General features: G+C 61.3%; 32 protein-coding genes. 15 read left to right on the top strand and 17 right to left on the bottom strand.

The features are described 5' to 3' along the window. Positions 1-27: 27 nt before the first annotated feature. Both SJ05684_RS22475 and treZ read right to left on the bottom strand, forming a co-directional pair. The gene (locus SJ05684_RS22475) at positions 28-669 is read right to left on the bottom strand and encodes a UdgX family uracil-DNA binding protein (protein ID WP_034857729.1); all 642 of its coding nucleotides are present in this window, start codon (positions 667-669) and stop codon (positions 28-30) included. Positions 670-683: 14 nt separating this feature from the next. After that, positions 684-2450 carry a malto-oligosyltrehalose trehalohydrolase gene (gene treZ, locus SJ05684_RS22470; protein ID WP_034857730.1) on the bottom strand — a complete coding sequence of 589 codons (1767 nt, stop codon included), beginning with the start codon at positions 2448-2450 and terminating at the stop codon, positions 684-686. A gap of 179 nt (positions 2451-2629) precedes the next feature. Here treZ and glgX point away from each other — a divergent pair, with 179 nt between their 5' ends. From glgX to SJ05684_RS30075, 8 genes are all read left to right on the top strand, one after another. After that, the gene (gene glgX / locus SJ05684_RS22465) at positions 2630-4690 is read left to right on the top strand and encodes a glycogen debranching protein GlgX (RefSeq protein ID WP_034857736.1); all 2061 of its coding nucleotides are present in this window, start codon (positions 2630-2632) and stop codon (positions 4688-4690) included. A gap of 62 nt (positions 4691-4752) precedes the next feature. Further along, positions 4753-4983, top strand: a complete 231-nt coding sequence (locus SJ05684_RS22460; protein ID WP_083846233.1) for a DUF2934 domain-containing protein — start codon at positions 4753-4755, stop codon at positions 4981-4983. Between the two features lie 21 nt (positions 4984-5004). Continuing rightward, positions 5005-5430 carry a CBS domain-containing protein gene (locus SJ05684_RS22455; protein WP_034857731.1) on the top strand — a complete coding sequence of 142 codons (426 nt, stop codon included), beginning with the start codon at positions 5005-5007 and terminating at the stop codon, positions 5428-5430. Positions 5431-5793: 363 nt separating this feature from the next. Next, positions 5794-6264: a CBS domain-containing protein gene (locus tag SJ05684_RS22445; protein WP_050980135.1), complete on the top strand. Its 471-nt coding sequence runs from the start codon at positions 5794-5796 to the stop codon at positions 6262-6264. Continuing rightward, positions 6252-6521, top strand: a complete 270-nt coding sequence (locus tag SJ05684_RS22440) for a DUF982 domain-containing protein (protein WP_095694348.1) — start codon at positions 6252-6254, stop codon at positions 6519-6521. The genes SJ05684_RS22445 and SJ05684_RS22440 overlap by 13 nt, the downstream gene beginning before the upstream one ends. 73 nt (positions 6522-6594) lie before the next feature. Then, positions 6595-7383: an SDR family oxidoreductase gene (locus tag SJ05684_RS22435; RefSeq protein WP_095694347.1), complete on the top strand. Its 789-nt coding sequence runs from the start codon at positions 6595-6597 to the stop codon at positions 7381-7383. A gap of 161 nt (positions 7384-7544) precedes the next feature. Next, positions 7545-7733 carry a DUF3008 family protein gene (locus SJ05684_RS22430; protein ID WP_034857744.1) on the top strand — a complete coding sequence of 63 codons (189 nt, stop codon included), beginning with the start codon at positions 7545-7547 and terminating at the stop codon, positions 7731-7733. A 97-nt stretch (positions 7734-7830) separates the two neighbouring features. Then, entirely contained in the window at positions 7831-7983 is a 153-nt protein-coding gene (locus SJ05684_RS30075; protein WP_172901133.1) for a hypothetical protein, read from the top strand. 21 nt (positions 7984-8004) lie between these two features. On the opposite strand, the gene SJ05684_RS22420 is transcribed toward SJ05684_RS30075, so the two are convergent. Both SJ05684_RS22420 and SJ05684_RS22415 read right to left on the bottom strand, forming a co-directional pair. Then, complete coding sequence (locus SJ05684_RS22420; protein WP_034857745.1) at positions 8005-8526, bottom strand: sigma-70 family RNA polymerase sigma factor; 522 nt, start codon at positions 8524-8526, stop codon at positions 8005-8007. 128 nt (positions 8527-8654) lie between these two features. Then, a complete protein-coding gene (locus tag SJ05684_RS22415; protein WP_034857748.1) occupies positions 8655-9029 on the bottom strand; it encodes a hypothetical protein in 375 nt (124 codons plus the stop codon). 218 nt (positions 9030-9247) lie between these two features. Between SJ05684_RS22415 and SJ05684_RS22410 the strand changes: the two genes are divergently transcribed. After that, complete coding sequence (locus SJ05684_RS22410) at positions 9248-9448, top strand: CsbD family protein (protein ID WP_034857749.1); 201 nt, start codon at positions 9248-9250, stop codon at positions 9446-9448. A 177-nt stretch (positions 9449-9625) separates the two neighbouring features. Then, a complete protein-coding gene (locus SJ05684_RS22405; RefSeq protein WP_034857751.1) occupies positions 9626-9871 on the top strand; it encodes a hypothetical protein in 246 nt (81 codons plus the stop codon). 54 nt (positions 9872-9925) lie between these two features. Here the strand turns inward: SJ05684_RS22405 and SJ05684_RS22400 are convergent, their stop codons facing one another. After that, a complete protein-coding gene (locus SJ05684_RS22400; protein ID WP_034857753.1) occupies positions 9926-10915 on the bottom strand; it encodes an SDR family oxidoreductase in 990 nt (329 codons plus the stop codon). A gap of 191 nt (positions 10916-11106) precedes the next feature. On the opposite strand from SJ05684_RS22400, the gene SJ05684_RS22395 reads away from it, so the two are divergent. Further along, a complete protein-coding gene (locus tag SJ05684_RS22395) occupies positions 11107-12228 on the top strand; it encodes a DNA topoisomerase IB (RefSeq protein ID WP_095694346.1) in 1122 nt (373 codons plus the stop codon). A gap of 54 nt (positions 12229-12282) precedes the next feature. On the opposite strand, the gene SJ05684_RS22390 is transcribed toward SJ05684_RS22395, so the two are convergent. The 3 genes from SJ05684_RS22390 to SJ05684_RS22380 all read right to left on the bottom strand — a co-directional run bounded on the left by SJ05684_RS22390 (position 12283) and on the right by SJ05684_RS22380 (position 13628). Then, a complete protein-coding gene (locus SJ05684_RS22390) occupies positions 12283-13011 on the bottom strand; it encodes a BON domain-containing protein (protein WP_034857758.1) in 729 nt (242 codons plus the stop codon). Positions 13012-13147: 136 nt separating this feature from the next. After that, the gene (locus SJ05684_RS22385) at positions 13148-13345 is read right to left on the bottom strand and encodes a hypothetical protein (protein WP_083846235.1); all 198 of its coding nucleotides are present in this window, start codon (positions 13343-13345) and stop codon (positions 13148-13150) included. Positions 13346-13370: 25 nt separating this feature from the next. Further along, entirely contained in the window at positions 13371-13628 is a 258-nt protein-coding gene (locus SJ05684_RS22380; protein ID WP_034857759.1) for a hypothetical protein, read from the bottom strand. Between the two features lie 187 nt (positions 13629-13815). Here SJ05684_RS22380 and SJ05684_RS22375 point away from each other — a divergent pair, with 187 nt between their 5' ends. Further along, entirely contained in the window at positions 13816-15789 is a 1974-nt protein-coding gene (locus tag SJ05684_RS22375) for a protein-L-isoaspartate(D-aspartate) O-methyltransferase (RefSeq protein WP_034857761.1), read from the top strand. A 12-nt stretch (positions 15790-15801) separates the two neighbouring features. On the opposite strand, the gene SJ05684_RS22370 is transcribed toward SJ05684_RS22375, so the two are convergent. Then, positions 15802-16125 carry a hypothetical protein gene (locus tag SJ05684_RS22370; RefSeq protein ID WP_034857762.1) on the bottom strand — a complete coding sequence of 108 codons (324 nt, stop codon included), beginning with the start codon at positions 16123-16125 and terminating at the stop codon, positions 15802-15804. Positions 16126-16273: 148 nt separating this feature from the next. On the opposite strand from SJ05684_RS22370, the gene SJ05684_RS30550 reads away from it, so the two are divergent. From SJ05684_RS30550 to SJ05684_RS22350, 3 genes are all read left to right on the top strand, one after another. Then, the gene (locus SJ05684_RS30550; RefSeq protein ID WP_244426695.1) at positions 16274-16705 is read left to right on the top strand and encodes a hypothetical protein; all 432 of its coding nucleotides are present in this window, start codon (positions 16274-16276) and stop codon (positions 16703-16705) included. A 384-nt stretch (positions 16706-17089) separates the two neighbouring features. Beyond that, a complete protein-coding gene (locus SJ05684_RS22355; protein ID WP_034857768.1) occupies positions 17090-17437 on the top strand; it encodes a hypothetical protein in 348 nt (115 codons plus the stop codon). A 40-nt stretch (positions 17438-17477) separates the two neighbouring features. Beyond that, on the top strand, positions 17478-17669 hold the full coding sequence (locus tag SJ05684_RS22350) for a hypothetical protein (RefSeq protein ID WP_034857769.1): 192 nt from the start codon (positions 17478-17480) through the stop codon (positions 17667-17669). Positions 17670-17672: 3 nt separating this feature from the next. Here SJ05684_RS22350 and SJ05684_RS22345 read toward each other — a convergent pair whose 3' ends face one another. The 8 genes from SJ05684_RS22345 to SJ05684_RS22310 are packed head-to-tail and all read right to left on the bottom strand — an operon-like array spanning position 17673 to position 26210. After that, positions 17673-18422 carry a TIGR04290 family methyltransferase gene (locus SJ05684_RS22345; RefSeq protein ID WP_374188718.1) on the bottom strand — a complete coding sequence of 250 codons (750 nt, stop codon included), beginning with the start codon at positions 18420-18422 and terminating at the stop codon, positions 17673-17675. A 26-nt stretch (positions 18423-18448) separates the two neighbouring features. Next, positions 18449-19480, bottom strand: coding sequence for a UDP-glucuronic acid decarboxylase family protein (locus SJ05684_RS22340; protein WP_034857772.1), 1032 nt, complete (start codon positions 19478-19480; stop codon positions 18449-18451). Between the two features lie 21 nt (positions 19481-19501). Next, positions 19502-20620 carry a CgeB family protein gene (locus SJ05684_RS22335; protein ID WP_034857773.1) on the bottom strand — a complete coding sequence of 373 codons (1119 nt, stop codon included), beginning with the start codon at positions 20618-20620 and terminating at the stop codon, positions 19502-19504. Then, complete coding sequence (locus SJ05684_RS22330) at positions 20617-21705, bottom strand: CgeB family protein (protein ID WP_034857775.1); 1089 nt, start codon at positions 21703-21705, stop codon at positions 20617-20619. Before SJ05684_RS22330 ends, SJ05684_RS22335 begins: the two co-directional genes overlap by 4 nt. Next, positions 21702-22832, bottom strand: a complete 1131-nt coding sequence (locus SJ05684_RS22325) for a CgeB family protein (RefSeq protein WP_034857776.1) — start codon at positions 22830-22832, stop codon at positions 21702-21704. The genes SJ05684_RS22330 and SJ05684_RS22325 overlap by 4 nt, the downstream gene beginning before the upstream one ends. A gap of 2 nt (positions 22833-22834) precedes the next feature. Next, on the bottom strand, positions 22835-23986 hold the full coding sequence (locus SJ05684_RS22320; protein WP_050980137.1) for a glycosyltransferase family 4 protein: 1152 nt from the start codon (positions 23984-23986) through the stop codon (positions 22835-22837). After that, positions 23983-25107, bottom strand: a complete 1125-nt coding sequence (locus tag SJ05684_RS22315) for an NAD-dependent epimerase/dehydratase family protein (protein WP_034857777.1) — start codon at positions 25105-25107, stop codon at positions 23983-23985. Before SJ05684_RS22315 ends, SJ05684_RS22320 begins: the two co-directional genes overlap by 4 nt. Next, positions 25104-26210: an NAD-dependent epimerase/dehydratase family protein gene (locus SJ05684_RS22310; RefSeq protein WP_034857778.1), complete on the bottom strand. Its 1107-nt coding sequence runs from the start codon at positions 26208-26210 to the stop codon at positions 25104-25106. The genes SJ05684_RS22315 and SJ05684_RS22310 overlap by 4 nt, the downstream gene beginning before the upstream one ends. Between the last annotated feature and the right edge of the window lie 48 nt (positions 26211-26258).

Genomic DNA, 26258 nt, shown 5'->3' with positions numbered 1-26258 from the left:
TTTCACAACTCGTGGGGGCGTTCAATGCTACGAACGAAGTGAGGCGGCTATCTTAAGGTCTTCGACGAAACGCTCTCGTTCGCGTTGCGCAGCGTCGCGCTCACGTATGCGCAACAGATAAGAGGGGTGAATTGTCACGAGGATTTCGAGATCCTGTCCGGCGTGGATTGCCCTGCCGCGGTCCCGTGTGACTTTGACCGAGTTGCCGAGCAGCGTTCTTGCTGCTGTTGCGCCAAGCGCGACAACGACTTCCGGGTGGATTTTTTCGATCTCCGCTCCGAGCCACCAGGAACAGCTCTGGATCTCGCCGGCATTCGGCTTCGAGTGGATCCGGCGCTTGCCTCGCTGCTCGTATTTGAAATGTTTCACCGCGTTGGTGACGTAGCATTCCGTCCGTTCGATGCCGGCCTCTTCCAGGCACCGGGCGAGCAGATTGCCCGCCGGTCCGACGAAAGGTCGGCCTTCGATGTCCTCGCGGTCGCCGGGCTGTTCACCGACGAGGATGAGTCTGGCGTCGCGAGGTCCTTCACCGAAGACGAGCTGCTTGGCATACTTATAGAGATCGCAGCGCTGACAGCCCTCGGCCTGCTGGCTGATGGCGTCGAGCGATGCGCCGTGTGCATGGTCGCCGACAAGAGCTGGACCCAGCTTCATTTTCCTCCTCCGCATTGTGGCTGGACTCTTCACTGTTTGTCTGCCTCCACTGCGACGGCAACGAGGATTCCGGGAGCCCTCAGCACCGACGCGTCGGCGGGCTGGCCTATAGACCAGATGACCTCTCCCTCTACACGGGGAAAAGCCCGCTGCTGCCTCGAGACATTGGCTCTCAATTGAAGTCTCGCCAGCTTGAAATGCCAGTCGATTGCGATCAGCCCTTCGGGCGACGGGTGAACCACTACCTTTCTTGGCGGAGCCAAGATCGGAACGATGTGGCGCATCCGCAGGTCTATGAGCTCGCTGAGTTTCGTGCGTTCGCGCTCCCCTTCCCCACTCTCCGCCCGGCGCCAGTTCAGCTTGGACGTCTCGAGAGTTCGCGGGTCCACGGCGTCAGGAATGTGCTTTGCATCTTCCGGCTTCCCGCCGAAGCGCACCGCTTCCCTTGGCCGGTTCTTCCGGATGGCATCGGCGATCTCGCCCTCATAGTCGGCGAAGAAACAAAAGGGTCGGGTCTCGCCGTAGTCGTCGCCCATGAACAGCAGAGGGACCTGGGGCGAGAGTAGAAGGAGGGACGTCAGCACGTCCAAAAGGTCCGACGGCACCAGCGTTCGCAAGCGTTCGCCAAGTGCGCGATTGCCGATCTGATCGTGGTTCTGCAGAAACGCGACGCGGGACAACGGTATAGTTTGCGCTACGTTTCGGTTTCCGCTCCCTGAACGCGACCAAAAGCCCGTTGCGAGAATTTCCTTCAGGATCGTCGAAGGGGCTTGCCCGTAAGGCTCGTAGTGGCCGGTGGCCTCACCGGTCGCGATGACGTGGGCCGCGTGATGAAAGTCGTCGTTCCAACCTGCCGAGAAATACAAAGGCAGCCCATCGCCTGAATAGGCGACGAGCTCCGGGCGCCGCTCGTTATCCTCGACCGTCAGATGGACATGACGGTCCGGTATGCGTCGGAGCACCGTCTGTGCCAGCTCCTGAAGAAACGGGGTCTTCTGGGTGCATTTGATGTGCTCGACCGCATCGAGGCGCAGGCCGTCGAAGCGAAAGTGCTGAAGCCAATAGAGAGCGTTCTCTGTGAAAAAGCGCCTTACCGCGGGCTCGTCGAATTCGACCGCCACTCCCCAAGGGGTCGCCCGTCTGCTGTTGAAGAAGGGTGATGCGTAGCGCGCCAGCGCATTGCCCAGCGGGCCGAAGTGGTTGTAGACGACGTCCAGAATGACCATTATTCCATGCCCGTGTGCCGCGTCGATCAAGGCCTTGAGATCATCGGGCGTGCCGTAGGCATTGTGCGGCGCGAAATGGAGCACGCCGTCATATCCCCATCCGCGGCTCCCCGGAAACTGGGCCACGGGCATGATTTCCAAGGCCGTGATGCCAACTCGCGCCAAATCCCCAAGGCGGGTGATGGCGGCCCTGAAGGTTCCTTCCTCGGTGAAGGTCCCGATATGCAGCTCGTAAATGACGGCCTCCTTCCAGGGACGTCCGCGCCAATCTGCATGTTTCCAACGATATTGGCCCTGGTCGACAAGAACCGACGGACCCTCAACTCCATAGGCCTGAGCGTGGGAAGCCGGGTCGCTTACTTTCGTTCCGTCCGAAAGTGCGAATTGGTACAGGCTGCCGGGATCCGCTGCGGTGACGGCCGAAAACCAGCCACCCTCCTCCTCCGTCATGGGTGTCGTCCGCTTGTCGACGACGACACCCATGCGCCTCTGATCAGGTGCCCAGATGCGGAATTCAGCCCGGCCGGGCGCCAGAAGCCGCGGCCCCCATAACGTTTCGCGTGTCAGCATTTTTGATTGCCCTATTGCGTCCTAAGAACCCTGCCGCTGTCGCAAAGTTCCGAATAACAGTGGCGGGCCGCAAGTATAGGAACAAACGTGTTTTGCAGTGCGTTCGCACCTTTGGCGGGGGCTGCCGCATTGTCGGCGATCGACTGTGCGTGACTGAAGGGGAAAGGATGGAAGCGCTTATGAATCTCTCCTTCTCGAAGCTGGACTTCCTGAAGCCGGAGCTTGGAGCCGAGTACATAGGCACAGGTACGCATTTCGCGGTCTTCTCAGCGCATGCCGAAAAGGTCGAACTGTGCCTCTTCTCCAACGATGGCAAAACAGAAGTCGCCCGCCTGCCGCTGCCGACGCGCGAGGGAGATGTGTGGTCCGGCTTCATCGAGGGGATCGGACCCGGCACGCTCTACGGCTATCGTGTCTACGGCCCCTATGATCCGGTGAACGGTCACCGCTTCAACCCCAACAAGCTCCTGCTCGATCCCTATGCCAAGCAGGTTTTCGGAGAACTGAGATGGGACGACGCCCTCTTTGGCTATCATGTTGGCCATGTGGAGGCCGATCTCAGCTTCGATGAGCGCGACAGCGCCCCTTATATGGTGAAGGCCGTCGTGCAGGATCCAGAATTTGACTGGGAAGGAGAACAGGCCATCCGGCGCCCCTGGACGGATACCGTGATCTATGAGGCACATGTCAGGGGCCTGACGATGATGTGCCCCGGCATACCGGAGCAGGAACGCGGAACGTTCCAAGCGATGGGGCACCCCGCGATCATCGAACATCTCTCGAAGCTGGGCGTGACCGCGGTCGAACTCTTGCCGGTGCAGTACTTTCTCGACGATCGGCACTTGGTTGAACGGGGATTACGCAACTACTGGGGATACCAGCCCCTCGGCTACTTCGCGCCGGCTCGCCGCTATCTGTCAAATGGCAGCATTCAGGAATTCAAATCGATGGTGAAGGCTTTCCACGCCGCCGGCATCGAAGTGATCATGGACGTGGTCTACAACCATACTGGAGAAGGTTCCGAACTGGGACCGACGCTCAGTTTCCGCGGCCTCGATAACCTGAGCTACTATCGCCAGTCGCCCGACGGCAGGCATACATACGACATGACCGGCACCGGCAATACGCTCAACGCCGCTCATCCCATGGTGCTTCGCATGGTTTTGGACAGCCTGCGCTATTGGGTGACCGCGATGCATGTCGACGGCTTTCGTTTCGATCTCGCAAGTGCGCTCGGACGGGAAGAGATCGAATTCGACCGCGAGGGCGGCTTCTTCGACGCCATTCGTCAGGATCCCGTGCTCGCAGGCGTGAAACTGATCGCCGAGCCTTGGGACATTGGCGACGACGGCTACCAACTCGGCGGCTTTCCCCCTCCCTTTCGCGAATGGAACGACCGCTTCCGCGACGACGTCAGGCGGTATTGGAGGCGCGATCCCGGGCAACTACCGACCCTCGCACAGCGCCTCGTGGGTTCCCCCACGGAATTCAACCATTCCGGCCGTGTGGCGACCTCGTCTATAAACCTGGTCAGCGCCCATGACGGCCTGACGCTCGCCGATACCGTCTCCTTCAACGAGCGGCACAATGAGGCAAATGGCGAGGATAACAGGGACGGACACGGGGATAACTGCTCGGATAATCTCGGCGTGGAAGGCGAAACAGGCGATGCCGATGTCCTGGCGGCGCGCTCGCGCCGACGCAGGGCCATGATGGCTACCCTGATGCTCAGCCGGGGAGTGCCCATGGTGCTCGGCGGAGACGAGCTCGGCAACAGCCAGGGCGGCAACAACAACAGCTACTGCCAGGACAATGAAATCGGCTGGGTCGGCTGGAGCTCCAGCGATGAGGATTTCCTTTGCTTTTGCAGGAGGCTCATCGCCTTTCGGTTCGACCATCCACTTCTTCGAGACGATAGTTTTCTCGACGCGGAGCTGGTCACCTGGCTTCGTCCTGACGGTCAGGTCCTGACGCATGAGGACTGGCATCAGATGGAGCAGCAGGCGATGGGTGTGCACCTACACGACACCGAGGATGGCGCCGGCGGCGATCTCATCATGGTGCTCAATGCCGGAGCAGATTGTAGGTTCTTTCTGCCTGAGCCGCGGGACGGCTGGCGATGGCGGCGCATGCTCTCGAGCGCGGAGGCAAGCTTCGCAGCCCGTGATGCCGACAATGTCGAGGAGATACCGGAACAAGGCGTCGTCGTCTTCGCCGCTGCCCGCCGAAGCCAGTCGTAGCGGAACAAATGAATGGTTCAGCCGTTGGCAATTGGCATCGATTCTTGGACGGGAGATCGGCAATGGATGACAGAGAAGAACTCATCCGTCGGCGCGCCTATGCAATTTGGGAGAACGAAGGTCGTCCGGATGGTCAGGACAAGCGACACTGGGAGCAGGCCAGCCGCGAAATGGCCCGCGGCAACGGGCCCGATCCGATGGAAGAAACGGAAGGCACCACCGGCGCGCTGAATGCACCGGCAGCCCCCGCCTCCCTTGGAGGCGAAAAAACCCCGGATGCCAATAAGGCCTAATGCCAGTAAGGAGTATAAACCATGCGCGTTGCAGATGTCATGACGAAGAATGTCCATGTGGTAAACCCGGACGATACGATCGCAGCGGTTGCACGGCACATGGCCGATAACGACATCGGCTTCCTGCCGGTTGGCGACCATGATCGGCTGGTTGGGATGATTACGGATCGCGATATCGTGGTCCGCTGTGTGGCCGATGGCCGCGACGGCAGTACACGCGTTTCCGATGTCATGACCACCGACGTCAAGTACTGCTTCGACGACGAGGAGCTCTCCGATGTGGCCCACAACATGGGCGATCAGCAGGTACGACGCCTGCCGGTGGTCAACCGGGCCAAACGCCTGGTCGGGGTCGTGTCGCTTGCCGACGCTGCCCGATCAGATCCCTCGGTCGCAGGAGTGGGCCTCCAGGGCGTGACAGAGCCGGGAGGCGCTCACAACCAGTGATCCGGTGAAGCCTGGGGCGAGCGGCGGCTGGAACCCTTTCAGCCGCCGCTCACGAGCGGACCCGTACGGAAGAGTACGCGACGCCGCCGAAATTCGGCGGCGGGTGGAACCTAATGGCTCGTCGGCACGTTGGGCTAACTGGACTGATCGCAACCGCAAAGGAGGCCGCAGCGATGATGCGACGCAAGCTCAGGCGCAATAAACCTCGCGTGACCCAGCCGGACTCGCCGGAATCTAGACGCGCTCGCAAGAACGCGCAGGAGCCGCAGGTGCTTGTGCCGCAAAAGGTGGATCTCCCTCTACCGACGTCCCCCCTTGATGAGGTCCGAGTGCCAGCGTCGATCGACGGCAGGAGTTTGGGCGATGGCCGAGAGTGAGGGGCAGACTACCGTGGCATCAATTATGACGCCAACCGTCTACACGATTTCGCCGGACGACTCGGCTCAGTCCGCGGCTCGGCTTATGGAGGAGACCGGGGTCGGTTTTCTACCCGTCGAATTCCCGCCTGTCGGGGCGGTGCTTGGCGTGATCTCCGACAGGGACATCGTTACCTCCGTTCTTGCCCAAGGCCTCTCCACTACTGCAGCGGTTCGCGAATTCATGGTGGTATCGCCGGAGACATGCTCCCCTGGAGACAGCGTGCTTTCCGCGGCGGAGAAGATGGCGAGCAGCCGGTCTCGGCGGCTCGTGGTCGTGAATGACGACCGCCGTGCAATTGGCGTCCTGGCGCTGGCAGATATCGCAAGAGTTTATCCGGACTTCGGCGCGTTCGTACTGGCGTCAGTCGCCGACCAGACACGCAATGCAGCGGGGACACAGGGATGGTTGGGTTGAATGTTGACCGGCAGTGGGACGAGCCGGTGATCCTGGAGGCGGACGAACGCGTACTGCGTGTGCAGAGCACGCGCGACGCGCTGCTCTGCCTCAAAAACCATTGGCGGTCAGCGGGGCCGGCTCGGCAGGCCGCCATGTCTGATTGCGAGGCCGCACTGATGGGCGACGGCTCCCCGGACGCAGCCCTGGAGGCCTTTTTGGAAGCGGCCAATGAAGCTGGTTTCCGCGTCAGCCGCTGGCCCCGGGAGGACGCATGATAACCCGTGCGGGCATCGGCTTCATCAATAGTCGGCGGCGCGGACGCAGAGACGATCGGAGAAGGAATTTCCGGTGAAAGCGCCGTCATCGAAACGTGTCGCGCTGGTCACGGGCGCGGGGTCCGGAATCGGCAAAGCGATCGCCCTGCGGCTCGCCCGGGAAGCCATAGCCGTTGCCGCCCTCGGCCGGACACCGGAGGAGACTGCGGTGACCGTTGGCAAGATCCAGCAATTCGGCGGCGACGCACTCGCTCTTGATGCCGACGTCCGGCATGAGGCCCAAATGCGCGAGGCCGTCGAGAAACTGGTGGGAAAGTTCGGTCGCCTCGATATTGTCGTGGCCAATGCCGGCATCAACGGCGTCTGGGCGCCGATCGAAGACCTAAAACCGCACGAATGGGATGAGACAATCGAGACCAATCTTCGCGGTACCTACCTCACCCTCCACTTTTGCGTGCCGCACCTGAAGGCGGCTGGTGCTGGGGCGATTGTCGTCGTGTCATCGATCAACGGCACGCGCACCTTCACGACGCCGGGCGCCACCGCCTATAGCGCCACCAAAGCGGCGCAGGTGGCGATGGTAAAGCAGTTGGCGCTGGAGCTTGGACAGCACCGGATTCGCGTCAACGCCGTCTGTCCCGGCGCCATCGAGACCAATATTTTCGACAATACGAACCAACGCGGCCGGGACGATACGTCGATTCCGGTGGAGTGGCCGGAGGGCGATATACCGCTCACGGGTGGCAAGCCGGGAGAGCCGGAAGATGTCGCTGACGTGGTGTACTTCCTCATCTCCGATGCTGCACGGCATGTTACGGGAAGTCCTGTCTGGATAGATGGGGGTCAAGGCCTCCTTCGCTGACGCTGCCCGGACTCTCTCACGACCCTGACGCCATGCGGGGCGCCCCCCTTCACGGGCCCGGTGGCGAATCATTTAATCCATCACCCCAACAAATTGTGCGGAACATAATCACTGTTGGCCGGTTCCATTGCCGCTCCCGCAGCATGCAAAGGAGAAGAGCAATGCCTGCGAAATCGAAGGCGCAACAAATGGCTGCCGGCGCTGCCCTTGCCGCCAAGCGTGGCGAAAAAAAGAAAAGCGAACTCAAGGGCGCTTCGAAGGAAATGGTTGAATCTATGTCGGAAAAGGAGCTCGAGAAACTCGCTTCGACGAAGCGCAAAGGCAAACCGCAACACGCTTCGAAATCCTGAACCATACGAGACCGCGCTCATTTATCGGCCTTTTTGGAATTTACAGAGGCCGATCAATGATATTTTATCTGGTCCTGCCATGGATAAGGAAATGCGGATGAGTGGAACGAAAGTCCCAGCGGTTGGAGACAGGGCCATCGACGAGCAGATCACGCTGTTGATGGAAGAAATCCAAAGGGAGGCTGTGCCGGAGCGGCTTCTGGAGTTGGCCCAACGGTTGCAGAAGGCCCTTAACGCGCGGACGAAGTAATTTGTGCGTTTAGATCTGCCATCAGTTCAGGGGATTGCCGTTCATCGTGGTTACCAGTTCTTCCCGCGCCCGATTGAGACGGCTCTTAATCGTTCCGATCGCACAATCGCAGATGTCGGCGGCTTCCTTGTAGCTCATCCCGAATCCGGCCACCAGGACAAGGACCTCGCGATGCTCCGGCGTCAGCAATCCTAGGGCCTGGCGAAGCTCGCCATTGAGGACCGACCATTCCTGGGCGGGCCCCGCGGGAATGGATAGCTCCGCGGAATCGGTCGCTCCGGGACCTTCCCGCTTTCGAAGCTTGTATTGCGTGCGGAACACATTCCGCATAATCGTGAAAAGCCAAGACTTGAGACTCGTACCAGGCTCGAATTGGTCGATGCTCCGCAGTGCCCGCAGCAAGGTTTCCTGTACAAGATCATCCGCTTCATAGGACGCCGATGTGAACGTCCGCGCGAATGCTCGCAATGCCGGTATCAGATCAACGACCTGTTCTTCTACTGGTGATGACCGCTGACGCGCTTCGCTGATAATGGCAGGCATATCGACTATTGTCCTTCTGCCCGAGAGAAATTTTTCGGTAACGCGAGGGAAAATGCCTGTGTAGCATTTTGGTTCCTGAGAGGCCGGATATTCTCCAAACCCTCAGAGAACGTCGGAAATAGCAGCCACTACTCCCGCCGCCGCACGCGATCGGTAGGGACGGTGGAAGTGGTAATCGAAGGCGGATCACTGGCCGGGAAGCTGTCCTCCAGCCCTTCCTGCAGTTGCTTTTCCAGCTCGTCGGCGTCCTTTGTCGAACGGGCACTGCGCCGGGCACGCGGCTGCGCCTTTCCCCCGCCGTCATCAAGGGCCTCGACATCCGCATTAGCCAGCTCAACGAAAAGTTCTTTTGCTCTCTCTGCAGCGTTCAGCCGGTTGAGACTGCACGAGGCGTCGTTCGGGAGGCAAACGGACACGATCTCCCCATTTTCCCCGACGAATTCGACGGTGAAGCCGGCTCGACCACCTTGTTCCGGAATGACCTGTACACCAACTAAATGCATTCTATGTCCTCCATGATACGCTCCACAGCTAAACGGCCATGGGCGGTCATGGTTCCGGTACACCTTGAGCGCAGCTGTTGTGCGCCGGCTTTGCGCGGCTGGCAAACTGCCGCAACGCGTTTTCACGGGGGACTCGGAAAAATTCCCTTTTCCCATGCCGAACCAAAGCTGTCTCCATGCATTATTTCGGTGGGCAAACCTATCGAAGGAGTAATTCCATGGACTGGAATCGGATCGAAGGAAATTGGAAGCAATTCAAGGGAAAGGTGAAGGAGCAGTGGGGACGCCTCACCGACGATGACCTTGACGAAATTGACGGTAACCGCCAGCAACTCGAGGGTAAGATCCAGGAGCGGTATGGATTGGAGAAAGACCGAGTACGGCAGGATATCGACGATTGGTATGGTCGCCAGTCTTAGTGACCTGGCTGCTCAACAGGGCTGAGATCCCTGAAAAACTTAATCACGAGACGCCCCGGCGGCATCGCCGGGGTCCCGCCGACCGACGAAAGTCGATGCCTCTCCCTTAAAGATTATTCTTGATGATATTGACAATTTTACACCGGAACCTTCGCCTCGTTCCGGAGTTGCTTTGTCATGACCAAGATCACATCAGATGCTCTTGAAGAAAGAGTTGAGCGCCAGCGCGAATGCGAACGGGCACTGAATTACGAGTTTGAATCCTTGACCAAGTGGGCGGAAAGCGCCGGGTGGTCGTGGGAGGAGATCGCTTTGGCGCTGATGGAACTGGTCGAACAATACGTTCTTGCTACGGCCTGTAGTCGCAACATCGCTCAGGAGCCCGAAGCAGCCCTGCGCGACAAGTCCAGAACGCTCCATTGACCCTTGAGAATAGCCGTTTACGCCCTCTGTGAAACGGCCTTCCGCGCGGACCGCTCAGTACCATCTGTCCCGATACGATCTACGCGGCACGCTTCGGATCGCGACCGCAAGCGCCAAGCCCGCGACTGCGGCGACAGCGATGGCAGCAACCGGCACCCGGCGCTTCGATCGCCACCCTCCGTCGACACCACCCGGCTGCGCAGGAGGACGGAACAGGTTACCGTTGCTTTTCTCCGCCCGCGGCGCCGTTCTCAGATATATCGCCGTCAGGCGGGCGATCAGCCGCGACGTCGTGTTGGGGGCAAGAAAATGCGCCAAGCGCGTCAGATCGGCAATTATGCCAACGGTGACGGAGGGACGGGGACGCTGAGCAAGACGCACGACGGCACGCGCAACACGGCGCGCATCGTAGACGAGAGGAGGCACAGTCAACCGGCGTCCGGTGTAGTTCGCACCGTGTGCGACGCCAGGCGTGTCCAGGAACGTGGGGTAGACGTCACAGACGTGGATATCCGGTTGATCGGCGAGTTCGGCTCGCAGCGCTTCGGAAAAGCCCCTCAAACCGAACTTGCTGGCGCTATAGGCGGTCGCAAACGGCGTCGAGGCGAAGCCACCGATCGAAATCATGTTGATGAAGGTGCCGTGGCCCTGCTTCAGGAAAATCGGTATGACCGCATGTGCATCGTTGAAGTGGCCGATGAGGTTCGTGCGCACGACGCGCTCATGCGCTTCGATCGGTGTGTCTTCAAATCGCCCGACCGCACCGACACCGACATTGCTGAACCAGATATCGATCCTGCCGAAGCTCATCGCCTTTCTCGCGAGTTCTTTGACGGCCTCGGCATCGGTGACATCGGTCGGCGCAACCAAAACCTCCGCGCCGAGTGCGCGACAGGCCTTGGCCACACTTTGTAGTGCCGCCGCGTCGCGCGCGGCAAGCACCAGGTTCGACCCGCGACGTGCGAATTCCTCGGCCGTTGCCTGTCCGACACCAGAGGAGGCACCTGTGATGACGACCACAGCGTCCTTCAGAGATTTTCTCATCGCAGCTCTCCCGTCTCCAGCCAGTGCCGGAGGAACAACCTGCGTCTGAATATGTTCCCCCTTGCCTCAGCGCCGGTTGGACCTGCGCTTGCGTGGCGGCGCCAGCAATTTCGGTGCCTGCCGAGGGACCTGATGGGGCAGCACGGCGTTATTTGCGATACGGACTAAGGCGCGTAAGAAAGACAAAGCGGATGCAATTGCAACTCGATGTAAGGCCGAAGAAGAGCAGAGATCGGCGGCCCAGCCCAGCCGGGAAGCCGCTCGTTCCGAATCGGCAGGGGCTGTCCGCAGCAGATCTCGTTTTCGTCAGCGATTGCGAGCCGGGCATCACCAGGCGACGCTGCGGCAAGGGCTTTGTCTATAGAATGCCAGATGGTTCGATCGTGTCCGACCCTGCAACAAAGGCCAGGGTCGCATCCCTGGGCTTGCCGCCAGCCTACGAGAATGTCTGGATATGTCTTGATGACAACGGTTACCTGCAAGCGACCGGCTACGATGCACGCGGACGCAAGCAATATCGCTACCACCAAGCTTGGCAAACACTGAGAAGTGCCAACAAGTTCGCGCAACTGATCCCCTTCGGGAAGGCACTACCCCGAATAAGGCGGACGGTACGGCGTCACATGGACGGTCAGTCGGAAAGCATCAGGACCGTGCTGGCAGCCATGGTGGCACTGCTCGACGAAGCGCATTTGCGAACGGGCAACCGCACCTATGTCGAAGAAAACGGGACCTATGGCGCGACGACGCTACTAAAGCGGCACGTCAAGCTTCGGAGCGAGTACATCGAATTGAATTTCATCGCAAAGGGTGGCAAGCGCGTGAGGCGGCGGCTGCGCCGGCCCAAACTGCAGCGGCTGCTCGAGGAGATTGCAGATTTGCCTGGTCGCCAGCTGTTCGTGTGGAAGGACGAGAGTCACACAGTGCGGGCGGTAGACTCCGGTCGTCTCAACCGCTACCTGGCGGAGGTCGCCGGCTTCGCAGTGTCAGCGAAGACGTTCCGCACCTGGGCAGGCAGCGTGGCGGCCTTCGCGGCGGCACGGGCGGCGATGGAGGAGGAAAATCGGCGGCCGACGGTAAAAGAGATGAGCGAGGCTGCGGCTGCCGTCCTTTGCAATACGCCCGCGATCTGCCGCAAGAGCTACATCCATCCGGACATCATCGCCTTGGCCGGCAACGGTTCCGCTTCCTCGGCCAGGCCATTGCAGGCGCGCAGCCGGGCGATGCCGGAACTGCGTGCGGAGGAGGCACGCATGCTGGCCTTCCTCTCCCGCGCAAGTCGTTCCCGGGAACAGCGCGACCGGCGCCAATGAAGGCGCCCGTCGGATATAGCCAAGCGGGGCGGGACGGCCAACGCAAATATTTGCTTAGGTCTCGCTTGCAGTGCTACTCCATCCGGATGAGCTCTCTGCCCGAACGCGGATATTGTTCTGAACATTGGTTACGCCGGAGACGTCCTCGGCGCAGTCCTCTGCTCTGCGCTTTGCCCATTTCGAATCGACGAAGCCACTGAGTTGCACCTCGCCATTGGACACCGACACCTCGATATCCGATGCGTCGAGCGCCCCATCATCGCTCAGCCGATCGCTGACATCTTCCTGGATGCGGCTGTCGGAACGGGTATAACCCTTGGGTCCCTTACCACGATATTCGTCCATCCTGCGCCTGCGCTCGGCATCCTCATCGCCGAACCAGGAAGCGACCTCGTCGCTGGCGCGTTCCATGAACCCACGTTCTCCGTAGACCCGATCCCGATCATAGTCGCGATAGGGGTAGCGTCGGGCGTAGCCGTAACTGGGGTAATAATCGCCGCTCGGGTAATAGCCGCCGCGATAGCCGAAGCCGGGCCCGTAATAGTCGCGGAAGGCGCGCTCCCGGTCTCCGCGCTCATAGTCGTCGCCCCATCTGCGGTAGGGGCCGGCTCGACCCGGCTCGGCATCCGGAAAATACTCCGAGTTCTCCCACTCCGCCCCCCGCGCGCCAGTCTCTTCGAACCGGCGGCCTCTGCCTCTCTCTTCGTCATTGGGTGCGCCATACCAGTCCCTACGGCTACGCCCTGCGGGATCGTTGCGCCTCCATTCCTTCCTGCTAGCCATTCCTTCTCTCCTTTCAAGGTTGGATCCACTCCACACCCAAACCGCCGCTGCGCCGCTCGGTTCCGCAATTCGGCGACGATTTGCTTGCCCATGCCCCTGATGAAATCGACGGCATCGGCGGGAAACGGACCTTTCCTCAATCGCCTTTTTGCTTGAGAGCGTCGCTCACTTTGCCCCGGTGGGGATCCTTCAGATTTTCGCCTACAGCGTCCCTGTCCTTTTCTGGATCGTCTTTGGCGGGCAGGTATCCTCGGGGCCGTGTTTCTTTCGGCCCCTCCCATCTCGGCCATTGTTCCGTCGTGCCCGGCGCTCCGGGTTTTGGTTTTTTCTTCATGACTCTTCTCCTCGCGTTGCTCGCGTCATTTCTGCTCTTTCATGTTCGGCAGAGGGAAACGCTGGTCCGCGTCCTCCAGGTCGGTGTCGACGAGGGATTGATCTCTCTTTGCGCGTGCCACCTCGCGCGCCGCTCGTTGCTTCATCAACTCCTCCGGTTCTAGCGGCGGTGCCTTGGATCTTGGATGCAAATCACTGTCGCTCTCGACGTGGTTTCCCATGGGAATTGTGGATTTTCGCGGCTCCTTCGTTTTGGAACTTTGCGGTTCTTTTCGCGTGGCCATTTCGCCCTCCTCGCGGTTCTCGTTGAAACAACGTCAGGGACAGGGGCAGGTTCCATCTCCTTTCCGTCCCTTAGGCGCGCCGAACGGGAACAATGCAGCCCCTTCGTAGTTCCGGAGCGGCAACCCCGTGCCACTGGAGCCCGGGCTCCTTCAAGAACACCCAACCGGAGAGAGGAGGCCGTTCGACATGGTCGACTTTTCGCGCGCCAGGGACAGGATGATCGCGTCTCACCTCTCTCGCCGCGGGATCAGCGATCCCGATGTTCTCGAAGCGATGCGAACCGTCCCGCGGGAGGCTTTTGTAGACCCCGGCTTCGAGGAGTTCGCCTACGAGGATTCTGCACTCGCGATCGGTCACGGCCAGACTATTTCACAGCCCTACATCGTTGCGTTGATGATCGAGCGCGCCGAGCTTCAGCCGGGCGACATCGTTCTCGAAATTGGAACTGGCTCCGGCTATGCGGCGGCAGTACTCAGCCGGATCGCAGCGCACGTCTATACCATTGAGCGGCATGCCGAATTGGCGAAGGTGGCACAGAAGCGGTTTTCAGATCTTGGTTACGACAACATCGATTTGCGCATCGGCGACGGCACGGCGGGCTGGCCAGAGGCCGGGCCCTTCGACGCCATCCTCGTGACGGCCGGTGGACCGGGCGTGCCGTATGATCTGAAAGAGCAGCTTGATCTTGGCGGTCACCTGATCATTCCGGTCGGCTCGGCCGAAGAACAGCGCCTGATGAAGATCACGCGCGTCAATGCCACTCGGTTCGAGGAACAGGATCTCGGCGGCGTTCGCTTCGTACCGCTCGTCGGCGAGCAGGGGTGGACAAGGGACCGGACGGTTTTGCATGCCAAGGCGCGGTCCGCCATGTCCCTCCCGGAACTGATTGCCGACGCCGCCGAGCCCCTGCCCGATTTCGACGATCCGGCTTTCGGCTGCCTGTTTGACCGCTTCGCAGACCGCCGCCTGGTGCTTCTGGGCGAAGCCACGCACGGCACTTCCGAATTCTATCGGGCCCGCGCGGCCATTACCCGCCGGCTGATCGAGGCGCACAGCTTCACGATCGTTGCCGTCGAAGCCGACTGGCCCGATGCGGCAGCTGTCGACCGCTATGTGCGGCAGCGCCAACCCGCCGGGCTACAGACCGCATTCGAGCGCTTCCCGGCCTGGATGTGGCGAAATCGGGAAGTCGTCGAGTTCGTCGAGTGGCTGCGTGGCCACAATCAACGAAAGGCCGAGGCAGACCGCACCGGGTTCTATGGACTGGACATCTATAACATGCGCGGTTCGATCGCGGCGGTTCTCGAATATCTCGACAGCACTGACCCGGAGGCGGCAGCGGTTGCGCGCGAGCGCTACGGGTGCTTGACACCTTGGCAGAACGAGCCCTCGACCTACGGTCGCGCGACGCTGTCGCAGGGCTTCCGTGATTGCGAGAAGGCGGTCGTCAGCCAGTGTCAGGACCTGCTGGAGCAGCAATTGCAGGCCGGGCGTGCGGCCGGAGACGAGCTTCTCGACGCGGCGCAGAATGCGCGCCTGATCGCCTCGGCCGAGCGATATTATCGCATCATGTATTATGCCGGTCCCGAGTCTTGGAACATGCGCGACACCCACATGTTCGAGACACTCGAGCATGTCCTGCGGACCCGCGGACCGGACGCCAAGGCGGTCGTCTGGGCTCACAATTCGCACATAGGTGACGGGCGCCACACCGACATGGGCATGGCGCGCGATGAGTTGAATATCGGGCAGCTGTGTCGCCAGCGATTTCCCGACGAGACGGCGCTGATAGGCTTCGGCACCCATGGTGGCAAGGTTGCAGCCGCGAGCAACTGGGGAAGCGAGATGGAGGTGAAGCCCATCCGCCCATCGCTCGATGCGAGCTACGAGCGACTGTTCCACGAGTCACAAGTCGGACGCTTCCTTCTCGATTTTTCACGCGACCGGGTACTTCGCCAGCGCCTTCTGGGGCCGAAGCTCGAGCGTTTCATCGGGGTGATCTATCGGCCGGAAACGGAACGCCTAAGCCACTATGCCTACGCGTCGCTGCCCCGGCAGTTCGATGCCTTCGTCTGGTTTGACGAGACGACGCCTGTGAAGCCGCTCGGCCCGGACAGCATCGACGAGGGCGTACCAGAGACGTTCCCGTTCGGCTTGTAAAAACGACCGAGACTAGAGCTGCGTCGATACGATATTGTCGACGCGGACTGTACCGCCGACTACGCCCCGCTTCAGTCCCGCAGGCGCCGGCCCCTCCTCTATCACGCTGTAGAGCTTGTCGTTGCGGAAGGCGCTCGCCATTTCCGTCGTGACCCCCTCCGCCGGTTTCGCGTCGATCTCGAGGAAGTCGAGTTCCGCCTCGGCGGCAACGACGCGCGCGTCGCCGCTTGATCTTGCGGCCACGAGCACCTCGCCTTGATATGTGGCATTTTGCCAGTTCGGGTCATCGGGCCCGGCGAGCGGCGACAGCCGATATATTTTCAGTTCTTCCTGCATCCTGCGATACCCCGTGGTCCTGCACTGCCGGTGTCTCAATCGCCAGAGGTTGGAATTGTTCCGTGCCGCGAGATCCGCCTGGCAGCTGGGCGGAACTTTTTATGAGGCCAAGGTTGGATGAACCTCCGATCCGGATAGGGAGAAGTCGATGGCTAGAAATCGCGTCCTCAAACCACAGGCCGGCTCTTTTGTTCCTGCTGATGTTGAAGCAGATGGCCTGCGTGCGGCCCCACCTTGCTTGAAGTCGGAACAAACGGCGGACCTCCGCTTTCCCCTGTCTGAAGGGAGAAAGCTGATGACAACGAACAGCGCCAAACAGTTCGGGCGAGCAAAGTCCGGTCCTGCCGCTGACGACGCGCCCCATCCTCCAGTGGAAGAGAAATTGCCCGAAAGCGCGCGAAATCCTGAGGAAGCGGAGCCCGTGGACCAGGGGCGGGTTCCTCCGGTCCGGAGTCGCGACGAAGCCAATGTCGGGACGGATGAAGCCCTTCCGAGCGACGAGGAAGAGGAAGTCATCCCCGAGAACCCCGAGCGCGAAGAGGTTCGTTTTGGCGAGGCCAAGACCCCGCGGAACGACTAATGGAATGCGCCGCGGCGGCACTATTTAGGAGGGCAGAAGATCATGCTGATGGATTACCTATGGCTGCTGGCGACCGCAGGCGGAGCGTTTGCGCTCGGCGCGGCCGTCGCCTATGCGATAATGAGGCAGAGGCCGCTGCGGCCTGCCGAAAAGGAAGCGCAAAAGCGGAAGATAGAGGAGCTGTACGAACATTCGCCTGAAGGAAAGCCGCGCGAGGGTTTGCCCAGGTGATTGATTGATCCCGCATGCTTTCTGCTGACGATGCCGCTTTCGCAGATCTCGAGGTGCCGCTGAAATTTCCGCCAGGTTCGAGCCGGCGACTCTCGGCTTCGCCAGCGGAACAAACGGCGGAGAATCCGGTTGTCCGCTCGAACAGGAGCGATCATGTCCAGACGGCCTCGAACGAACCCCGCCCAGGTGCGCGGCGACGTCCAGCATGGACGCACGGGAGACAAGACGCGCGGCTTCGATCCGGCAGCAGCGCCGCTAGAGACGGACGACGAAGCGGGGGGAGCCCCCGTGAGCACGGAGGCTGCGCAAGACGCGCGCAATGACCAACTTCGTGGGGCCGCGGTCGACACGTCGACGGAATATGCTGATGCGATGCGGCCGCTCTCCGAGGGAGAAAAGGCGAGCTCGTCGCTGCAGTGGCTGACGATAGCGTTGCCGCTTGCCGTCCTTGCGATCGTGATCGGCGCTTTGGTCTATGTAGCGGGCGCGGGTCTGTCTTGAGCCGACCGTTTACGAAAACGGGGATCGAAAGGAGACCCAAATGTCCGATCATCGCCCCGATCCCAGAGACCCGCTTTCCGAACTGAGCGCGTCGGAGCAGGCCCTCTATCTGCGCCGGTCGTCCTTGCGATTTCTCGAATGCGCGATCCATCTCTGCGCGACGCACATGACGCTTGAGGAAGTGGCGGACCTGCTTGAACAGGAAGCAGAGCAGCTTCGTCGCTTCGGCTGATCGCTAAGGGTGTACCGCGCCTCCAATCACCCGCAATGTCGGCTCGTCCATGTAGGGCCGCTCGCCGCGCCGGACCAAATAGACTTCCCGTTCGGGATTAGCCTCGATGAGGAAACCGGAACTCCTGAGCATAGCCTCGACGCAGGCCCGGTTCGGAATGAACCAGTTGGTCGGATCGTCCGCGAAGCGATGTTCGACGAAGAACAGTTTCGGATAGTCCGGACGGTCGAAAATCCCCCATTCCTTGAAATCGTAGTTGGTGTCGAGCTGCGCCACAGATTTCGTCCCGCGCTGCATGCACTGGAAGAGCATTCTTTCTCCGACGACGTGCTCGTAAAGAAGATCAAGCGCGAGCAACGGATGGCGAAGATGATAGAGAACGCCCATGAACAAGACGAGGTCGAACCGTTCGCGCAGCGAGGCAACCTCGTAGACAGACATAAGTCTGAACTCGATCTCCGCACCCGCCTGCTCGGCGGCGAACTCCGCCTGCCGCAGATAATGGGGGTCTGAATCGATGCCGAGCACGCGCCCGGCATTGCGCCGCTTCATTTCTTGCGCATAGAAGCCGGCATTGCAGCCGATGTCGAGGACACTCCTGCCGGCGAGGTCTTCCGGGATTACATGCTTGAAGGTATTCCATTTCACCGCCGGATAATCACCGAGAAAGTGATCCGGCGACGTCTCGATGCCTCGGATACGCATGTTGTGGAACCACGGTCCGAGCGCTGCGATCTCTTCTTGTAGCGCCATCCGTTCTTTCGCCTCCTCGAACATCGTTAGACCGGCTGCGATGAGACAGATGGTTGCGGCTGCTGGCCGCGGCGTCGAGCAGGCCGGCGCTTTGCAAGCGTCGTCTGGAACCAGCGGATCGTTGGTGAAAGCCCTTCGGCGAGCGAAACCTTCGGCTCCCAGTCAAGCAGCGCCTTCGCACGGGAAATGTCGGGGCGGCGGCGAGAGGGGTCATCCTGAGGCAAGGGTGCATAGACAATGCTCGAAGTCGTTCTGATTTTCGACAGGACAAGTTCGGCGAGTTCGATCACGGTGAATTCGCCGGGATTGCCGAGATTGACCGGTCCGCGCGGGTTAGCCCCGCAATTCATGAGCCTGATGAGCCCCTCGACGAGATCCGTGACGTAGCAGAAGGAGCGTGTTTGTTCGCCGCTGCCATAAACCGTCAGCGGTTCGTTGCTGAGGGCCTGCACCACAAAATTCGAGACAATACGGCCATCGTTCGGGCGCATATGCGGCCCGTAGGTGTTGAAGATGCGTGCGACTCTCGCATCCACGGTCCCGGCCCTCAGGCTGTCGAAGCACAAGGCCTCGGCTGCACGCTTGCCTTCGTCATAGCACGCCCTTGGCCCGGTGCAGTTGACGTGGCCCCAGTAATCCTCCTGCTGCGGATGCTCCTCCGGATCACCGTAGATCTCGCTTGTGGAGGCCTGAAGGAAGATCGCGCCATGGCGCTCCGCCGCCCTCAGCAGGTTGCTCGTTCCCGTCACGCTGGTCAGCATCGTGTGGATCGGGTCGGCCTGATAGTCTCTCGGGGAGGCCGGGCATGCGAGGTTGTAGATCTGATCGATGGGGCCATCGATCTGAATTTCGTCGCAGACATCCTGCTCGATCATCGTGAAGTAGGGATTGCACTGCAACGCACTGAGGTTGACGGGAGAGCCCGTGAGATAGCTGTCGAGGCAGATAACCCGATTGCCTCTGTCAAGCAGTGCCGAGCAAAGGTGTGAGCCGACGAAACCGGCTCCCCCGGCAACCACGATGACCTTTCCTTCGTTCATTTTGGGTCGCTTTGCCATTGGGCCGTTCTCCTTTCGGTGTTAGGCCGGAAGCCGCCGCATGGAATCGGTCGCCGCCAAGTCGGCCGTGGGCGAGACGTTTTCGATTGCATCGATGAAGGTTCGCGCGCGCACCTCAGCGCTGTGCGCGCCGGCCACCCGCTTGTAAGCGGCGTCCGCAATCGCCTCACGTTGCCGATCGTCGAGCTCTTTAAGTGCTCTGACGACATCGCTGCTCCTGCGCGCGATAACGAGGGCTTCGTCGGGCGGGAAAAAACTCTCGATGCCCTGCCACCAGTCGCTGATCAGAGGCGTGCTGCAAGCCGCCGCCTCGAAAAGCCTTACGCTCGGCGACCAACCCGCCGCGATCATGTCGTCGCGCGTGATATTCAACGTGAAGCGCTGACGGCTGTAGAATTCGGCGTGCTCGGAGGGAGGCAGATGCTCTATGCGCTCCACATTCTCCGGCCATCGGATATCCGAGGGATAACTTGGGCCTGCCACGACGAAGCGCTTCTCCGGCAGTTGCCGGGCCGGCTCCATTAGCAACCGTTCGAGAGCGGGCTGCCGATCCGGACTATAGGTCCCAAGATAGCCGAGGTCCCATGTCCTTTGCGCTCCGCTGTTGCGGTATGTGTCGAGATCGACGGCGCAATAGAGCGGAAGGGGGCGGCTTGCCCCGAACTCTTGGCGGAGCCGGTCGATCGTTTTGCCGCCCGAGAAGGAGAAATAGAGGTCGAAGGCTGGAATCTGGCGGCGTGCCAGATATTCCTCGTCGCCGCGCCTCAGCTTCGAAAGCGTCACCGGCGTGTCGATGTCGTAGAAGCAAAGCCGCTTCGGCATGAGATGGGAGACGGCGTCGATCACCTTGACGCCCTCCGGCACGTAGGAGCCGACGACGACGGCATCCGCCGTGGCGAGCCTTTTCGCGTAACGCGCAAGGAGTTCATCGACACTCGCGTAGAAGATGAGGTCGCAGAAATCCGGGTCGGCCATGTCGCGGCGCGAGGCGTACCATGGGACATCGCGCTCCAGGAAGGTCACTCGGTGCCCCGCGGCGCGGACACCGCGAAGCAGTGCCCGGAATGTCGTTGCGTGGCCATTGCCCCAGGAAGAAGACAGCGAGAGGCCGAGAACGACTATGTCGAGGCAGCGTGTCATTCCGCGGCCTCCGGGTTCTGGACGCGGCGGCGGAAAATCCGGTCCACGTCCGCGGCGCGATGCGAATAGGTGTGCTCGCCAAGGACGCGGCTGAGCGCCCGTTGACCGATTTGCTTCGCATCGACCGCACTCAGACTGCACATCAGGTCGGCAACGTCCCGGCCATCCCTCGCGACCAGCACTTCTTCTCCGGGTTTCAGGAAGAGTTCGATGCCCTCCCACGCATCCGTGATCAGGCACGCCCCGGCGCCAGCCGCCTCGAAAACACGGGTCGCCGGCGAGAACCCGTTCTCCGCCATGCTGGCGCGCGAGATGTTGAGGACCGCTTTGGGTGTCGTATTGAAGGCATTGTGATCGGCGGTCGGAACATGGCCGATATAGGTCACGCTCCCCGGTAGCGGCTTGTCGTGCCAGCCCGCTCCGCCAAGCAGGAGGCGGCGATCCGGAAGCTTCGACGCGGGCTCGAGGAAGAAGTCTTGAACGCGCGCTTCCCGATCCGGCAGCCGGTTGCCAAGGAAAGCGAGGTCGGCGGCGAAGCGCGGATCCGGCGCCACTGGATGATGCGTCTGCGGGTCAAGCGCATTGTAGACGGGAATGCATTCCCGTGCGCCAATGGCACGGTAGGACCGGACTACCGGGTCGCCTCCCCCATAAGTCAATACGAGGTCCAGCGACGAGAGGGCGCGCCGGAGCGGATGGTCCGGAAGGGCCCTGAGGATCGCCAGGGTCGCGGGTGCGTCGACATCCCAGAAGATCTTCAGCGCCGTAGGCCTTGCCGCTGCCATCACCTCTTTGAGCAGCAGATCATCCTCGAAGCCGACCCCGCTTGCCTTGACGACGATGTCGGCACCGGCCGCTTGAGCCGCAGCCCGCTTCAAGGCTGGAACCGAGCCCTCATAGACGACGACTTTGCACCATGCCGGCGGATCGATATCCCGATGTTTCTGCCGGTCGTAGACGTCCGGCTCATAGAACGTGATCTCGTAACCCCGCGAGGCAAGCGCCCGCAACAGCCCCCGATAGTAGGTGGCCGCACCGTTCCAATAGGCTGAAACGAGGCTGGAACCGTAGAACGCAACTCTCATGGCGCCGCTTCCTCCCGTGCTATGTGTCCAGCCGCCTTGCCTGTCCTATAGGGCGTCACGATCCAGAGGAGTTCGTCGACGCGATGAGCGCAGGTGTGGCGCGCGCGGATGGTCTCCAGGCCCGAGGCCGCCATTTCGCGGGCGAAATCGGGATCGAAGAGCACCTGGCGCAACAGTCGCTTCATCTCCTTGCTGTCTCGGGCAAAGACGAAATCCTCGCCGGCACGGAACAGGCCCTCCGTGTCGTCCCAATGCGCCGACACCAGCGGAATGCCGCAGGCGAGCGCTTCGAATACACGAATGGTGGGAATGCCGGGCAGGGCTTCGACATAGGGTCGGCGCGGAATGTGCACTGTCACGCGGTGCTCGGCGAAAGCGCGGGGGACTGCCGCATTGGCAAGCCAGCCGCCATAGAGAACGCCCGCATCGCGCAGTCCACTGAGAGCCGCGTCGGGGTATCTCACACCACGGACCGTCGCTTTGAGCTGCAACTGACGCGCGGGTTCGACGAAGAGCGAGACGATCTCGGCGCTCCGCTCCTCGTCGCCCCAATTGCCGATCCAGACGAGATCGCTGTGTTTGTCGACATCGGGTAGCGGTCGGAACAGGGCTGTATCTGCGGCCTCATGCCACGTGTAGACGTCCTTCCCCCAGCCTGTGCGGAGATACCTCTCCCTCAGTGCCTCGCCGAATGCGAGCACCAGGTCGTAGTTCGACAGGTCGAGCCGGGCAATATCGGATTTTGCCGTGACGGCACGATGATGCGTATCATGGAAAACCAGCGTAAACCGGCCGCCGTCGCGACGCATCCGGCCGAGTCGCGCAACGATCTTCGGATCAGTCCATTCGTGGACCACCACGACGTCGGCGGTACTCACCGCCGCCTCATGATCGAAGTCATTGTCGTAAATTGCTGTTCTCAACTCGGGAAAGTTCTTGAGGAAGGCCATGATCGGGCCAACCCCCTGATCGTCGATCAGGTTCTGCCTGCTCCAGGAATCGCTCGGCTCGAGAGCCGTTGCCTGGTGGCCGCGCCGGAGAAGTTCCCGCATGACGCCGCGCAGGAAATGCGCGTTGCCATGGTTCCAGTCGGAGATCAGGGACTGGGTGTAGAACAGAAATCGCATGGTCACTCCGCTGCAGTCAGTCGGCCAGACGCGCGCATTGCCCGACCATAAACATCGAGCATCGCATCGCGCTGAGCCTCGACCGTGAATTCGCTCGACCGCAAGCGCGCACTTTGACCCAATTCGGCCCGGAGATCGGTATCCCTCGCCAGCCGCTCGAGTGAACCCGCAAAGGCTGCAGGATCGCGGGGATCGGCGAAGAGTGCAGCGCCATCCCAGAGCTCGCGATACGTGTCGATATCGGACAGGACGAGGGCTGCACCGCTTCTCGCCGCCTCGAGCGCCGCCAGGCCAAACGGTTCGTAGAGAGACGGCGAGACGACGATCGCGGCCCTCGACATGAGCGCCATGGTCCTGTCATGGCTGAGTTCGCCAAGATGTTCGGCATGCTCTATCGCCAGCCGTTCGCCGCACGGGCCTTCGCACGCGCCTGCCATAGCGACAGGCCAGCGGAACCGGGCGGCCGCCCGGTCGAGCGCCACGCCGTTCTTGCCTTCATCCCACCATCTGCCGGCGGCGAAGACGAAGCACTCCTTGACGGGCCGCGGGCACGGAGACCTGCTCGCATTATGCACGACCATGAGATCGTCGATCTGCCCGTAACAGCGGGTCAGCGCCGCCGCGTGGCTCCGGCTTGGCGCCAGCACCAGGTCGGCGCGGTCGAAGCCTCGCCGGTTTCGGGTCTTCTGCCAGAGCCAGTGCTCCGGCAGCCCGGAGCCGCGCACCGCTTCAAACCACGTTGTGACACACGAGTGCGAAACCACCACGATGGGTATTTGTAGCTGCAGGCCCACTGCCTGCGACGGAAGGTTCAGATGCAGGAGTTCCACAGCGTGCTTGAGAGACAATTCAGTCAACCGATCCGCAATGGAATCGAGGCCGGCTTCATCGTCCGCCATCCAGTCCGGCGACACGGACAACCATTCGAGGACGCCGATGCGGTTCGCTTCGCGCCGCTGGCTTGCTGAGGGAGCAGGGCCGTAGCCGACGAAGACGGTTTCGATCCCACTCTCCCGAATACCTTGTGCAAGGTCCATCGCATATCGCCAGATGCCGCCCACGGCATCGATGCTCATCAGGATCCGCCGCGGCACTTTCGTGCGGGCGTTGACCCCAGCCGTCGCCGGACGTGGAGATGCGGCACGATTGCTCATGCAATGACCCTCCTCGATCCATGCTTCATCAGACTGGCCTCGGCCCAATCCTGGATCAGCCAAGAATGCAGGTCCCGCAGGCCCGTACGCCAGTCGATACGCGCTTTCCAGCCCACCGCTTTTTCGAGAGCCCGTGTGTCGGCGACGAAAAACAATTGATCGCCTGCGCGCCAGTCGCTGCCGACCGTTGCCACCGGACGGCTCATCAAGAGCTCGATCTCATGAAGGACTTCATTGAGGCTGACCGCGTTGTCCGGACCGCCACCAAGGTTGAAAGCGCAGCCGCCGAGCCGATCGATGGACTTCAGCACCGCCCGGTAGGCGGCGACGGCATCGCCGACATGCAGAATATCGCGAACCTGCTTGCCGTCGCCATAGATCGATATCGGCTCGCCCGCGAGCGCGCGAATGAGGAAATGCGCCACCCACCCCTGGTCTTCTGTACCGAACTGCCGGGGGCCGTAGACGCAGCTCATCCGCAGCACCGCCGCCGCGAGTCCATAGGATCTTGCATAGTCAAGCACGTACTGATCCGCGACCCCTTTCGAGCAGCCATAGGGTGTTCGGAAGTTCAGCGGCTGCGCCTCGCTCACACCGAGGCTTCGCACGGTTTCGTCGGCCGGCACATAGCGATCTCCCGCCTCACGCAGCCTCATATCTTCGAGCGTGCCGTAGACTTTGTTGGTGCTGGCAAAGATGACGGGCAGCCGCCGACCAGACCGACGCGCTGCCTCGAGTACGTTGATCGTGCCCATGGCATTCGTCTCGAAATCGGCGATCGGCTGCTGCAGACTGGTCGTGACTGCGGTCTGCGCCGCAAGATGAAAGATCGCCTTGGCGTCCTTGAGAATGGGCTCTATCGCGCCCAGGTCGCGGATATCCGCGATCGCTGGATGCACGCTACGGCCATGATTTCCAACGAGCCAGTCCAGGTTGCTCTCCACGCCGGCGCGGCTCAGATTGTCAAGAACGACGACATCCTCGCCCTCCCGCAGAAAGCTGTCTGCCAGGTTGCAGCCGATAAAGCCGCTACCGCCGACGACCACGATGGCTTTCGCCTTCCGAGCCAAAGCGGGCGTCGCAAGGCCCGGCCTTCTGTGATGCGGAGATCTATCGTTCATATCACCAGCCCCCGCGTCTCCAGGTGCCGCTTCATCTCGGCGCCACGGTCAACGGCGGCGACGCTGCGAACCCAACCGACGAAGTCCGCAAGTGAATTCTCCAGCTTTCGGACCGGCTCGAAACCGATGAGGTCACGCGCCTTGGCTATGTCGGCGAAGCAATGTCGGATGTCGCCGGAACGCCCCTTGTTCAAGATCTCCGGCTCGAGTTCGGGAACACCCATTGCATCTGCGAGCATCCGCGCGACGTCGGCGATCGCATAGGCTTGTCCGCTGCCTATGTTGATGACGTGGCCTGCCGTCTGCTGCCGCTCCAGCGCCAACCGAAAGGCGCTCGCCACATCGCGGACATGAACGAAGTCCCGCCTTTGCAGACCGTCTTCGAAGACCATCGGCGCCTGGCCATTGGCCAGCCGCGAAGCGAAATTGGCGAGTACGCCGGTATAGGGATTGGAGAGTGCCTGACCGGCACCGAAAACGTTGAAGAGCCGCAATGCCACCGCTTCGATCCCGTAGGCTTCGCCGAAGATCAGCACCTGTCGTTCCTGGGCGTATTTCGTCAGCGCATAGATCGACGCGAGATCGACCGGCTTCTGCTCGTCGGTCGGCACGGGACTCAAACGCTCTCCTTTCGGCCCGACCGGGTCCCAGGCGCCGCCCTTGACCCGGCCCTGCGATCGGCGGACTTGTTGCAGTCGTTCGCCCACTGCCGTCTGGTAGAGCCCCTCTCCATAGACGCTCATGGACGATGCGACGACAATTCGCCGGACGGGCATTTCGATCATCGCCTCGAGGAGGATTGCCGTGCCGAGATCGTTGACGCCCACATAGCGGGCGATCTCGTACATTGATTGGCCAACGCCAACTTCGGCCGCAAGATGAATGACGGAGTCGACGCCCCTCAGGGCGCTTCTAACAGCATCCGCATCGCGAATGTCAGCATATCGCATATCGACGCCGTCGGGCATGGCAACATGCGCGTCCGCATGGACCTGTGCGTTGAGTGCGTCCAGGACGCGCACGTCATAACGTCTTGAAAGAAGCTCCTCGACCACGTGGCGGCCGATGAATCCGCAACCGCCAGTAACTAGCACTTTTGCCATATCGCACCTGATTAGGACTCATCAGAGATGGTGGAACAAAGCTTCCAA

This window comes from Sinorhizobium sojae CCBAU 05684 (genome assembly GCF_002288525.1).
Taxonomy (GTDB): Bacteria; Pseudomonadota; Alphaproteobacteria; order Rhizobiales; family Rhizobiaceae; genus Sinorhizobium; species Sinorhizobium sojae.
This window is presented reverse-complemented; position numbering and strand designations above follow the sequence as displayed.